Genomic DNA, 12,638 nt, shown 5'->3' with positions numbered 1-12,638 from the left:
GGCATCCCGCAAAAACTTCTGCGAGATGCCTTTTTTCGTTTAGTTATTATCGGTTATTGACTGATCAACGCCACTACTATCTGTATAGTTACTGGAATTAACCGCATTATTGGTAATAACAAATGCACCTCTATTCCCAGTGCCTGAACCTATTGTTGATTTTGAATTGTCTTTAGGAGAGATAAATAGAGAATCTCCAAACTGAACAATTCCTGCTCCTGTATTGACAATTTGAATCGGACCTATTATAGCAGGCATGATTCTATCCTCCTTGCAAGATAAAAATAACTATCTATAGAACGGGTTGAATATTATGTTAGTTATTGGCAACAACTGGTTGATCTAGTAAACTAGTGTCCACATAGTTACTTGCATTCACACCATTGTTTGTAATGATAAAAGCTCCAGTATTGGAGGTACCTGAGCCTAAGGTTGCTTTAGAATTTCCTTTAGGAGAAATAAACAATGAATCCCCAAATTGGACAATTCCTTCCCCTACGTTAACAATTTGTACTGGACCTACGATTGCAGGCATTTTTTTACCTCCTTGTTACATAGCTTATTCTTATTAAGGGAGGAAGCCCTTCTTATTGAGCCATCCCTTTATTGTTCTTGCTCCACATCTGAAAATGGCGACCCAGTATTATCTGTACCAGTAACAGTAACAGGACTTTGGGAGGTTGGAACACCTAATTGGCTAGGTTCATTTAATTGGATTAAATTATTTCCAACCTCTGACGCAATAGTTTGCTCGATTTGACGAATATGCTTAATCCGTGCTTCTGCATACATATGTCGACAATTGCCAATTTGCAATAAAGAGCAGGAAGATATTCCTGTAATATCTATATGATGAACTTTAATAATGGGTTTCATATTTTCAAAATGGCATTCTACGTTTTCTATTATAGGGGTTAATGGAATTGGTTCTTTAAAGACAGCATAGTCTTCATAAGCCCCTTCCTTTCCATAAAAGAGCTCCTTCTGCCTTTGAACAGCTATAGCTCGTGAAACGGCTTGATGGTAAATAGCGTCACCAATCTCTACAATCGAAGAAAAGGATACTGTCCTAACATTGATTAAATCGACAACAGATGTTCGCTGTAGCATGATTAAATTTTCGGATGCAGTGGAACAAATGGACCTATTATTAGTGATTCAGCGGGTGTATCGAATGTAGAGGCCAATTGAATGGATTGTGCATCTCCTACCAAGCAAATAGAGGAGCTCGCAACACCGATGATATTTATATTTCCAACTTGAAGCTCTCGGTTATATACTTGAAAATTCATTCTTTTCCACTTCCTTTCATGTTATCTGGTATATGGCTTAAAAATAAATGGACTCCATTTTCCATTTCTTCCTTTAAGGCTTGGATAATATCTTCATTGGTTAATTTGCCTTCCTTTTGTTTACGATTAGAACCTTGCTGTAAATAATATTGGATTCTGGTTGGCATTTGCTTGATAATATCCTCTTGTATAAAAGAGATATATGATTCCTCTTCCGGCATATTTAGTTCTATTTGCTTCTTTCGAATGATGTCTGGCAGTTCTAATTGAATATATTGATTCATTTCTTCTTCAATATCCATGGACCGATTCATCATTTGCTTTGGATCAATGGGTGGATAGAAAGGAGCATGTGGTTGATTAATGGGTGAATTCGGATTAATAGCTAGCTCTTCAATATTGCTTAAATCTTCTGGATTGAGTCCAATATTTAGTGTACCTTCCAGTGTCTCCACTTTTAATTGATCAAAACTGTAGTCAATTCGTTCAATATGAACACTTGGTTTTTCTTTTATTGTTGTAATCTCATTGGTCAGGGTGGCTACTTGTTTTTCTAAATCCTTTATTCTTTTTTCAAGCAGCTGTAAATAATGGCTCATTTTTTCACTATATTGGTAAAAATCATAAGACATTTCTATCCCCCCTTTTTTCCTTAATACCTATTTTCGAGGAGACTGCAAGGGAACTGCAGGCGAGAAAAGTGTTTCCTCATCTGCTACGTTAGGACCAGGTTCATCTGGTTTTAGTTCAGGAGCTGATTCTGTGAATCCGCCTGTATTATATAAATACGAAGCAGGTTTAATAATACCTGCACTTCCTATTTGTAATACAGAGGAGTTGGAAATACCTCCAATTTTAATGGTGTTTATGACTATCGATTGTTGGATAAAATAATTCATTACACATCACCCTTTAGTCTACTTACGCATTTGCTGCGATTGGCTGATCCAGTCCATCGTTATCATACGTATTAGTAGAACTGCGATAGTTAGTAACCCTTAATCCATCACCTGTATTAAAAGAGCCAGATCCAGAAAATGTTTTCGCATTAGAGATAGGCATCATTTTGTATACATCCCCAATATTAAAAATAGAGCTACCTCCCACTGAAATAACTTGAGCTACTCCAACAATTGCTGGCATATTCAACATCCTTTATACAATATTCTTATACATACTATGGAACTCCGCAAAATAGGTGATTCACCTATACAGATAAATTCTTCTCCTAACTACTTTATTCTTATGAATGGTTGTACTATGACAAGAAATACAGCAAGAAGGAAGGGAAGTTCTATAAAGAGCCTTTCATTTCTTTTTATCTGTTGATAAGCTCACTTTGCTTCTATTTGAACAAATCTTTTTTTATTTGGAAAATTAATAAAGAAAGTTTATAATTTTCTTACATGTTTGAAAAAAAGGGAGGAAAGAAATGAAGATTGCAACGGTTGGATTTGATGACAAAGTATTTATAGGATTAGTAGAAGAAGCGGGGATATTGCCCTTAAATGATGTAGAAGAGAAGCGTACGGGAAAACGATCATATGTGGAAGACCTTGTTACATGCATAGAACAAGAAGGCTTTTTGGTCAATGTGAAGGAGTTAATTCATTGGGTAGAAGAACAAAATGACCATGCTAGTTATTATATCCCACTGGAAAAAGTGAAGTTTCTAGCACCTATTCCTAGACCAAGAAAAAATATCTTTTGCGTAGGAAAAAATTATGTGGAACATGCAATTGAAATGGGAAGTAAAGAGGATATTCCAGAGCATGTAATGGTCTTTACGAAAGCTCCTACAACTATTATTGGACATACGGATAACATTCTGGAGCATAGGGAAGTAACGGAACAACTTGATTACGAGGGTGAACTTGCTGTTGTGATTGGAAAAAGAGGGAAAGGAATTAAGAAGGAGGAGGCATTGGACTATATATTTGGCTATACGATATTGAATGATATCACTGCAAGAGATTTGCAGAAGAAACATAAACAATTTTTTATCGGAAAAAGCCTTGATACAAGTGCACCGATGGGTCCATGGATTGTGACAAAGGACAGCATTCCGAATCCGAATGAATTAAATATTACGACAATGGTCAATGGTGAAATTAGACAGAAGTCGAATACCAAGCATTTTATCTTTCCAATCGAAGAGGTAATTCATGTTTTGTCTAAAGGAATGACTTTAGAGCCAGGTGATATTATTGCAACTGGAACACCTGCTGGAGTGGGGAAAGGCTTTAATCCGCCACGTTTTTTAAAGGGTGGGGATTCGATTGAAATTGCTGTTGAAGGAATCGGCACCCTTTTTAATAAAGTAATAAAGGACGTATGATGTTTCGCGAATAGAAGGAAGGTTACGATATGTGTTAAAATGATGGAGAAAAGGAGGGAGATATATGAGTTCTACAGATGCTCATGTACTGACATGGATTATTGGACTAGTTCTATTTGCCATATCATTCGGTTTACATAAAGCTGGAAAAGAAAAGGGAAGTAAAATCCTCCATATGGTATTGCGTGTCGTATACATTCTGATTATTGGTTCGGGAATTGGCTTGCTTGCAAAAACAGGCATGGATTTCATGCACACAATAAAAATGCTAGTCGGCATTTGGGTGATTGGGATGCTTGAAATGGTTCTTATTCGCACAAAAAAAGGAGAAAATACGAAAACACTGTGGATTTTATTGGTTATTTCCTTTATTCTCGTGTTGGTAATAGGATATAGTATTTAATCTTTAGAGTCTGAAGGCTTGTAGAAGAATTATTTCTACAAGCCTTTTTTCAAAAGAATTAATTCTGCTCAGCGTTAAAAAGTATTGGGAGAAATGGAGGCAATACATGAAGGTACTTACCATGAACATTGGAATACTTTTACTCCTTTGTATAGGAGCTTTATATCAAGCCTTTAGAACAGATGCATGGAATTTCGCTATGCTATTATTTCTTTTCGCTATTATTCTTGGATTTTATTTTCTTGTACCTGTTTTTAAAAGAAAAAGCATTCCTTTTTTATTCATTTTGATTCTTCTTGATATAACGCTGCTTGTAACAGAAGTTGAGCTACATGGCTATCTCTTCCTATTAATGCTTTATTTTACGATGGAAGTGGGTAGATACGTATCAACAAATTTTTTTCGTATAATAATTTGCTCATTGTTTTTGATAAATAGTGCAATAGGAATTATTATAGCATCCTATGTCCCTTTTATTTGGATCACTCTTTTTCTGTTAATCTCCTATTTACTCATTCGTTTAAACGAGCTAGATAAAGATTATCTACAAATCAGAGATACATATGAATCTTTATTAAACGATTATCGTATACAAAAAAGACAATCCTATCATAATGAACATGCGGCAAGAGTGGAAGAACGGAATCTCATTGCTAGAGAAATGCATGATTCCGTTGGTCATAAGCTAACAGCATTAATGATGCAAATCGAACAATATTCGATTAAAGAGAATAAAGAACAATATAGGATTCTGAAGGATATGACAGAAGAATGCTTAGAAGAAACAAGGAAGGCGGTTCGACTATTACAAGTGGGGGAATCTGGTGGAATTGCTTCTATTATTGCACTTATAAAAAAATTGGAAAGTGAAAACAATATTCACGTCCATTTTACAACAAAGCAAGGAGTACTACTAGTCAATCTAAGCAATAAGCAAAATGCTGTTCTTTATCGTTCCATACAGGAAGGAATAACAAATGCCATGAAATATGGAAGTTCAAAGGCCGTACATATTACGCTAGGTGTATCTCCGATTGGAAATCTAACTTTTGAGATTAGAAATCCATATATTCATAAGCATCCATTTCATTATGGGTTTGGCTTAGACAACATGACAAAAAGAATAGAGGAGGGACAAGGGAAATTAGAGGTTCTTCAATTAGATGGAGAATTTATCCTGCAAGGAAATATTCCTGTTGGGAGGGGAGAAAAATGATTCATGTGTTAATTGCGGAGGATCAAGCAATAGTCAGAAATGGATTAAAGATGATCATTGAGCAAGACGAAGAAATCCACGTTGTTGCGGAAGCAGAAAATGGGAAAGAAGTATTGTCTTTATTAGAAAAAACAATAGTAGATATTATCCTTATGGATATCCGCATGCCAATTATGGATGGAATGGAAGCAACGAAACGAATTCGCCAGCAATATCCACATATTAAAATACTTATTCTGACTACCTTTAACGATGAGGAATATGCCATACAGGCATTTCAAGAAGGAGCAAATGGGTTCCTCCTTAAGACGACAGATAGCGTTAGTTTAGTAAATAGCATAAAGAGCTGTTTATCAGGTGGCATCTCGATACATGACCAAGTTGCCGCTAAATTAATGCCTAAGCTTTTAAAGAAAGAAGCTATTCAGGAGAAGGCTTTTAGCCACAACCACAACATTCCTTTGACGAAGCGAGAAATAGATATTGTGAAAAAGATTGGACAAGGAAAAACCAATAAAGAAATTTCCAGCGAATTATTATTATCTGTTGGAACTATAAAAAATCATATTACCCAAATTTTAGCCAAGTTAGAATTAAGAGATCGAACCCAATTAGCAATCTATGCAGTGAGAAATGATTATATTTAATAGTGGATGCAAAGCCAAACAAACAAAAGGCGTGTCCAGTATTCAACCAAATGCTATGGTGATTACAGACACGCTTTTTTTTACGATTGTTTTAACGGAGATTCCGTTTCTAGTATTTTTGTTACTTTCACTTTACTAATTCGGCGATCTACAATCTCTTCTACCTGAAATTCAAAGTTTTTGAACGTAACAGTGAGTTTTTCCTGCTCATTTGGAATATAACCAATCTTGCTTATTAGAAACCCACTTAATGTATCATAAATTTCTACCGGCAAGGTGATTTTTAACAACTCCTGAACATCATCTAAACTAATCGTTCCTTGGAGCAGATAGGTATGTTCGCCGATAATTTTTATCTCAGGAGGCTTCGGTTCATCGTATTCATCAAAAATATTTCCAACGATTTCCTCAATTAGATCCTCCATTGTAACAATTCCATCCGTTCCTCCATATTCATCGACGACAATGGCAAAAAGGATGTTGTTTTTTTGCATCTGTATAAATAATTCATCTGTTCGCTTCGATTCCAATACGAAATGGGGCTTGCGAATAATATCATGCAATTTAAAAGCGTCATTTTCTTTCCCCATATAGGCTAAAAGATCTTTAGAATGAAGAATGCCGATAATATTGTCGATATTTTCTTCATACACAGGATAGCGAGTATACATTTCATGATTTACAAGAGCTATTATCTCCTTTAATGTGTAATCGGAAGGGATTGCTACCATATTGGAACGATGGGTCATAATATCAGTGACATTTTTATTATCAAATTCAAAAATATTATGAATCATCATTCGTTCATCTTCGTCAATATTACCTTTTTCATTTCCAACATCAATCATCATTTTTATATCTTCTTCTGTTACTTCTTCGTCCTCATCATCTGGTCTAACTCCAAATAAACGAGCAACCATGTTGGTAGAGAAGGTTAAAAAAGCGACAAAAGGAGCTGTTATTTTCGAAAGTATCGTTAATGGGCTTGCAGCGAACATAGCAATTCCTTCTGCTTTTCGCAAAGCAACTCGTTTTGGAACTAATTCACCAAAGACAAGGGTGAAATAGGATAGCAGTAGAGTAATAATAATGACTGAAATAGAATCAAGCAGTCCCTGAGAGAGGGGGATTCCCATTGTTAAAAGTAAATCTGTTAAGTGGCCAGAGAAACTGTCAGCTGCAAAGGCACTGGCGAGAAAGCCAGCTAGCGTAATCCCGATTTGGATGGTAGCTAAAAATTTACTAGGCTCTGATAGGAGATTATAAACTATTTTAGCTTTCTTATGACCTGTATCCGCCATATGTTTAATTTTATTGTCATTCAAGGAAATGAGCGCAATTTCTGCTGCGGCAAAGAAAGCGTTTAAAGCAATTAAGATGACTAGGACTAAAATGCCCAAATTCTTCAGCTCCTTTCCAACGGCTTATTTCCTATTTGTTTTACCCTTTTTTATGGAAAATATGCTTTGATGACTAGAGTCATTTTATTTTTGCAAAGAAATGACCATTAGGTATAGGAATCGCTGTTTTTTTTCATTATTCTGTATATAGAAAGGATGATGCGTGTTGTTAGAGATAATGAATCTATCTAAAGCTTATAAACACAAGCAAGTGGTGAATTCCGTTAATTTATATTTAGAGAAAGGAGAAATAGTTGGTTTACTTGGACCGAATGGTGCGGGAAAATCAACGACTATATCCATGATATCCTCTTTAATTTCCCCTGATGATGGAGATGTGCGACTTAATAATGAAAGCATCCTAAAAACACCCCAGAAGTTACGAAAAATACTTGGAGTCGTTCCACAGGAAATTGCTGTTTATATGGATCTGTCTGCACGGGAAAATCTTCTGTTCTTCGGAAAAATGCACCGGATCCCAAAAAAAATTTTACAAAAGAGAGTGGATGAAGTTCTCGATATCATCGGTTTAAAAGAACGAGAAAAGGACTTAGTTAAAACTTTTTCAGGAGGAATGAAAAGGAGATTAAACATTGGCGTAGCTCTCATACATGAACCAGAAATCATCATTATGGATGAACCAACTGTCGGTATTGACCCACAATCAAGAAATTATATATTAGAAACCGTTAAAAGACTAAATCAAGAGAGACAAATAACGGTGCTTTATACGAGTCACTATATGGAAGAAGTAGAATTTCTATGTGATCGGATTTATATTATGGATCATGGGGAGATTATTGCTTCCGGAACAAACGAGGAGATTAAAAACATTCTTTCTGCAGAAACTGCGATAAATATTAAGGTAGAAATGATAAAACACGAATTTACAGAAGCACTCCGTCAACATGAAAATATTAAAAACATCTCTATTCAACAATCTGTTATTACAGTAATCGTACCAAGACAAGTAAATTTGTTAAAAGATATTTTGCGAATTGCCGAAGAGCAGAAGACAACTGTACTCTCTGTAAATATTGAGACGCCGACATTAGAAGATGTTTTCTTGCATCTAACTGGCCGTCAGCTAAGAGATTAGGAGGGTATAAAATGCTCTTGCAAATGATAATGAAAGAGTTATTGATGATTTGGAGAAGACCCAGGGAGCTTATTGTTTTATTACTCATGCCTTTTGTGCTTATTACCATACTTGGAAGTGCGTTAGGGGCATTGGATAATAACGGCGAAGTGGAAGTGCATGCAAAGCTTGCTGTTGTAGTGGAGGATGAAGCAAACAAAGGGCAGCAAAAAGCAATAGATATAGTGAACCAATCAAATAGAAGTGAACAGGAGAAGAGAGAGAAGATAGCACTTATTCAATCACTCCAACCAATTGAAATATTTATTAAAGAAGTCGGTGGAAATCCAGAGTTAAAGAATATTTTATCCATTACCGAATTTAGTGACCGGACAAAGGTAAAGGAAAAGGATTTTGATGGTGTGCTAGTTATTCCAGAAGGATTTACTGCTGAATTTTATGCGAATTTGTTAAAGGAAGAAACAGATATTCCTGCTTGGACACTAATGACAAAGGAGAAGCAATCCCTTCAGGTAACCATTATCCAGGATATTATCGATAGTTATCAAAAAGAGTGGGTATATATAAAAACTGCCGAAGAGCTTCAACTCGAATATGCAGCGTTAATAAAAATCAAAACAGATGAACAAATTAAAAATTTTGAAAAGAAAAAAGATATTAGTGCATTTGCTTACTATGGAGTGGGAATGTGTGTCATGTTTGTATTCTATATTTCTACAACAGTAGCAGGTTTCGCATATCAGCAAAAGGAAGAGCTGATGTATGAGCGAATACTTCTCGCAAATGTTCCGAAATTTATATTTTTTTTAGGAATATTTTTCGCAGCATTTATTTTGTCCTTTTTGCAGCTGACTATTCTATTTAGTTTAACAGCTACTATTTACGGTATTGTTTTTCCTAGTATGCTAAATCATTTAGTGGTTACTTTGACAATAAATGTAATGGCAGCAACATTTGCAACATTTGCAACCGCTATTTCCTTTGCTACCAATTCGCCAAATGTGGAAAGGATTTTATCTTCCTTAATAGTGCCTATCATCGCCTTTATTGGAGGGAGCTTTTTTGATGTAAGTGCAATTGGTGGGTTTATGGAGACGTTAGGAGAATATTCTCCAGGAGGAGCTGCCATTACTGCTTATTTAAAGGTGTATCAAGGCTATTCACTGCCAGATTTATGGGGACAGATTAAGGCTATCCTTCTATTTTCTGTTACATTGTTCTTGATTAGTGCCATTATCTTGAGGAAAAAAGGGGGGATTCGATGAAGGCTGTATTATGGGGGAAATGTAAGCAATTTTTGAGAAGTCCAGGCGCCTTTATAGTAACCACTCTGATATGTATCCTATTTGCCTATTTAGTCGGTATCTCTTCCTTTACAAAGGTACAGGTGCCAATTTTTACAGATCAGTCGGAAAAAGTACTGGACATTGTAAAAGCATTAAATAAAAGTGAGAGTTTTTCGTTTGTTCCCTATTCAAAAGAAGAAGTGGAGGAACAGTTGGATAAAGGAAAAACAGATATAGGAGTTTCATTAAGCCAAGACACTTATACGATTTTGAGCATCGCCGAAACTTCTAATGCATTAATGGTCCAAAATTATCTTCATACCTATTATACTAATATGCTAAAGGAACAAGCGCTGATAAATGGAGCAGCGAATAAACAAGAAGCAGAGATAGTTCTGGCTAATAATAAGGAAAATCCAATCATTCCTGTATCAAAGGAACAAGCGCTAACAGAAAAGGAGAATAATTACAGTCAGTCCTTGCAGTCCTTATTTGGGTTTACTTTATTTTTCTGCATCTATACTGTCTCTTTTACGGTTGTAGAAATATTGAGAGATAAGCAAAACGGCATATGGAATCGCTTTATCCTATCCTCTACATCGAAAGCTCAAATATATTTTGGACATTTATTATTCAGCTTTTTAGTAGGATATGTACAAATAATAATGATCTTTCTTCTCTTTAGATATGGATTAAATATTGATTTTAATGGACATTTTTATTTGGTATATGTATTAATCATTCCCTATTTATTTTCTATTGTGGCATTAACGATTCTTCTTACAGGCTTAGTGAAAACAGCAAGTCAGTTCAATGCTGTTATTCCATTGGTGTCGGTTAGTTTTGCTATGCTTGGAGGAGCTTATTGGCCAATCGAAATTGTCACATCCAAAGTAATGATTCTTTTATCAAAATTTATTCCGATTACTTATGGGATGGAGCTATTAAAAAAAGGCATTCTTGAAAAGACATCTTGGATTGAAATCGCCATACCAGCAGGAGTTCTTTGTTTAATGGGAACGATTATGTTGGGAATCGGCATACAACTCATTGAAAAAAGACATGTTTAGCAATAAAGGCAAACCTTCCATCAGTAGGGGACTCCATCCTACTGATGGAGGGCACTGAAAAAGTCTAGTTCTCCAAATTAAATGAGGTTTTATTTATTTGAAAGCAAATAATAAGTTGGGTTGGAGAGGCGTCCGCTCGACTCCTACGGGAGATGCGAGAAAGTCCGAGACCCTGCAGGAGCGTAGCGACGAAGCGGCTCGGCGCTCGCCCCGTGGAAAGCGAGCGGTAAGCCTCGGAAAACAAAAACCTACACTAAGTTTGAATGGTTTGGTAACTACCGACACACCAGGTAATACACTTTTTCAGTTACCTCTACTGATGATTAGTGGAACTATACGGAAGAATGGGATGGATTTTTTTTGATGAAATATTTAGAAAAAACAAATAATGATGTATAATAAAGGAACAATTACAAATTGATGGAAAGGTGGTTAAACGCTTGCTAAGGAAAATAGTAAAAGGATATTTATATGTTGTCGTTCTTCCTCTTACATTTTTAATCTCTATTTTGTTTGTAAAAGGACAAAAAAGTTTGTACATTTTATACTAAGGACAAAAGAGTATGTACTTTTTGAAAATTTATAATATTTTATATCTCCACAATTTAGATATTTATGTACAATCCATTATATTGTACATGCTTATTAAAAATATGTTAATTCAGAGGTGGTAAAATATGTATACCCCAGTAATAACTGATGGAAGTAAACGTTTTGGAAATAATAGATGGTATTCATTTAGTCCGAAATTAAAAAGAAATGTTTATTTATTTAGCGATTTAGAATATGAGCATTGGTTACTTGTAGAAGCTAATCCGCAAATTTTGGATTTTTGTGAACAACCTTTAGAAGTAACAAGCCTTATTAATGGTAAAATGAAAAATTCAATTTTCGATATTTGGATTAAATATGCTGATGGAAAACAAGAATTTAGAGAAATCAAATATTCATTTGAACTTAATAAAGCTAAAGTAATTGATCAGTTTACTGTTCAACAGGATTGGTGCAATGAAAATGGATATAAACACAGCGTTCAAACCGAGAATGAAATTCGTGAAAATAGGCTGTTTCTTTCTAATTTAAAGTTAATTTTAAAAACAATTAAACAAGCTACCCCTTCTGACGTTGATAAATATAGAATCATCAAAATATTAAAAGAAAACTTACCTCAAAGAAGAACTCTTCAGACTATCTTACAAAACTCAAAATTCACTCTCGATAAATTATATGTTTCAATTGGTTGGATGATATTTAATGGAGAAATTCAATCCAATATTTCTCAAAGTCATTTTGGTATTAATACAGAGGTGTGGATAAATGGGTAGAAGAAGCGTTGAAAATTTAAACATTAATCAAGAATCATTGGACACATCACTTTGGCCAACAGTATTAATTGAAAATTTAACCCCTAAACATCGTAAGCTATTTTTAGAAAGAAAAAAAGCTGTTGACTTATTTATATCTACTGACATGAAGGTTAAAGATATAGAAACTGAAACAGGGTTAAGACGAGATGAAATTCATAGGTTTGTTAGAAGATGTTTAGAAAAGGATGAATCAGGAGAAATAATGGGCTATAAAGGATTGATTCCTTATAAGAGAGTAAAGGATTATAACAGAAAAGATTTTCCAGTAATTAAAGAAGAAGATTCTAATAACTTTACTGGTGCATTCAACTTATTACTTGATACCTACCCTACTCTAAAAGAATTAATAATAGATTTATATCTAAATAGGAAAAGTAATAAGAATAAAATTATCGATCCCATCATTAACAGTATGAGTAAAATGTTTGTGGGAGAATAAATATCCTTTTTGTCTAGTTGGGGGACGCGTCCTCCAACTAGACAAAAAGGCCACCAAGCGAGAGCGCGGTAGCTGGAAAAA

General features: G+C 34.9%; 17 protein-coding genes. 9 read left to right on the top strand and 8 right to left on the bottom strand.

From position 1 onward, the window contains the following. Positions 1–39 precede the first annotated feature (39 nt). From ACTQ5K_RS20770 to ACTQ5K_RS20740, 7 genes are all read right to left on the bottom strand, one after another. Positions 40–258 (bottom strand): spore germination protein, encoded by a 219-nt coding sequence (locus tag ACTQ5K_RS20770; RefSeq protein ID WP_031536637.1) that lies wholly within the window; start codon positions 256–258, stop codon positions 40–42. 58 nt (positions 259–316) lie between these two features. Then, a complete protein-coding gene (locus ACTQ5K_RS20765; RefSeq protein WP_031536636.1) occupies positions 317–535 on the bottom strand; it encodes a spore germination protein in 219 nt (72 codons plus the stop codon). A 68-nt stretch (positions 536–603) separates the two neighbouring features. Continuing rightward, complete coding sequence (locus ACTQ5K_RS20760; protein WP_065429055.1) at positions 604–1,110, bottom strand: spore germination protein GerPE; 507 nt, start codon at positions 1,108–1,110, stop codon at positions 604–606. Positions 1,111–1,112: 2 nt separating this feature from the next. Continuing rightward, on the bottom strand, positions 1,113–1,292 hold the full coding sequence (locus ACTQ5K_RS20755) for a hypothetical protein (protein ID WP_031536634.1): 180 nt from the start codon (positions 1,290–1,292) through the stop codon (positions 1,113–1,115). After that, positions 1,289–1,924 (bottom strand): spore germination protein GerPC, encoded by a 636-nt coding sequence (gene gerPC / locus ACTQ5K_RS20750; protein WP_031536633.1) that lies wholly within the window; start codon positions 1,922–1,924, stop codon positions 1,289–1,291. Before gerPC ends, ACTQ5K_RS20755 begins: the two co-directional genes overlap by 4 nt. A gap of 27 nt (positions 1,925–1,951) precedes the next feature. Further along, complete coding sequence (locus tag ACTQ5K_RS20745; protein ID WP_031536632.1) at positions 1,952–2,191, bottom strand: spore germination protein GerPB; 240 nt, start codon at positions 2,189–2,191, stop codon at positions 1,952–1,954. Between the two features lie 22 nt (positions 2,192–2,213). After that, positions 2,214–2,435, bottom strand: coding sequence for a spore germination protein (locus tag ACTQ5K_RS20740; RefSeq protein WP_031536631.1), 222 nt, complete (start codon positions 2,433–2,435; stop codon positions 2,214–2,216). A gap of 289 nt (positions 2,436–2,724) precedes the next feature. Between ACTQ5K_RS20740 and ACTQ5K_RS20735 the strand changes: the two genes are divergently transcribed. The 4 genes from ACTQ5K_RS20735 (at position 2,725) to ACTQ5K_RS20720 (ending at position 5,896) form a co-directional block, all read left to right on the top strand. Then, positions 2,725–3,630, top strand: coding sequence for a fumarylacetoacetate hydrolase family protein (locus tag ACTQ5K_RS20735; RefSeq protein WP_441994260.1), 906 nt, complete (start codon positions 2,725–2,727; stop codon positions 3,628–3,630). A gap of 64 nt (positions 3,631–3,694) precedes the next feature. Continuing rightward, positions 3,695–4,033 (top strand): YisL family protein, encoded by a 339-nt coding sequence (locus ACTQ5K_RS20730; RefSeq protein WP_031536629.1) that lies wholly within the window; start codon positions 3,695–3,697, stop codon positions 4,031–4,033. Between the two features lie 106 nt (positions 4,034–4,139). Further along, the gene (locus tag ACTQ5K_RS20725) at positions 4,140–5,249 is read left to right on the top strand and encodes a sensor histidine kinase (protein ID WP_441994259.1); all 1,110 of its coding nucleotides are present in this window, start codon (positions 4,140–4,142) and stop codon (positions 5,247–5,249) included. Next, complete coding sequence (locus tag ACTQ5K_RS20720; protein ID WP_031536627.1) at positions 5,246–5,896, top strand: response regulator transcription factor; 651 nt, start codon at positions 5,246–5,248, stop codon at positions 5,894–5,896. Before ACTQ5K_RS20725 ends, ACTQ5K_RS20720 begins: the two co-directional genes overlap by 4 nt. A gap of 80 nt (positions 5,897–5,976) precedes the next feature. On the opposite strand, the gene ACTQ5K_RS20715 is transcribed toward ACTQ5K_RS20720, so the two are convergent. Further along, positions 5,977–7,296, bottom strand: coding sequence for a hemolysin family protein (locus ACTQ5K_RS20715; RefSeq protein WP_235251547.1), 1,320 nt, complete (start codon positions 7,294–7,296; stop codon positions 5,977–5,979). Positions 7,297–7,462: 166 nt separating this feature from the next. On the opposite strand from ACTQ5K_RS20715, the gene ACTQ5K_RS20710 reads away from it, so the two are divergent. The 5 genes from ACTQ5K_RS20710 (at position 7,463) to ACTQ5K_RS20690 (ending at position 12,557) form a co-directional block, all read left to right on the top strand. Further along, complete coding sequence (locus ACTQ5K_RS20710; RefSeq protein ID WP_441994258.1) at positions 7,463–8,395, top strand: ABC transporter ATP-binding protein; 933 nt, start codon at positions 7,463–7,465, stop codon at positions 8,393–8,395. A gap of 11 nt (positions 8,396–8,406) precedes the next feature. After that, entirely contained in the window at positions 8,407–9,660 is a 1,254-nt protein-coding gene (locus ACTQ5K_RS20705; protein ID WP_235251546.1) for an ABC transporter permease, read from the top strand. Beyond that, positions 9,657–10,751: an ABC transporter permease gene (locus ACTQ5K_RS20700; RefSeq protein ID WP_284561546.1), complete on the top strand. Its 1,095-nt coding sequence runs from the start codon at positions 9,657–9,659 to the stop codon at positions 10,749–10,751. Before ACTQ5K_RS20705 ends, ACTQ5K_RS20700 begins: the two co-directional genes overlap by 4 nt. A gap of 677 nt (positions 10,752–11,428) precedes the next feature. After that, entirely contained in the window at positions 11,429–12,076 is a 648-nt protein-coding gene (locus tag ACTQ5K_RS20695) for a TnsA endonuclease N-terminal domain-containing protein (RefSeq protein WP_031536621.1), read from the top strand. After that, entirely contained in the window at positions 12,069–12,557 is a 489-nt protein-coding gene (locus tag ACTQ5K_RS20690; RefSeq protein WP_031536620.1) for a hypothetical protein, read from the top strand. Before ACTQ5K_RS20695 ends, ACTQ5K_RS20690 begins: the two co-directional genes overlap by 8 nt. The last annotated feature ends 81 nt before the right edge of the window (positions 12,558–12,638 follow it).

It is taken from the genome of Niallia sp. Sow4_A1 (assembly GCF_052116745.1).
In the GTDB taxonomy this organism is placed as follows: Bacteria; Bacillota; Bacilli; order Bacillales; family Cytobacillaceae; genus Niallia; species Niallia hominis.
The sequence above is the reverse complement of the archived record's forward strand: the minus strand, read 5'-3'. Positions and strand labels throughout refer to the sequence as shown.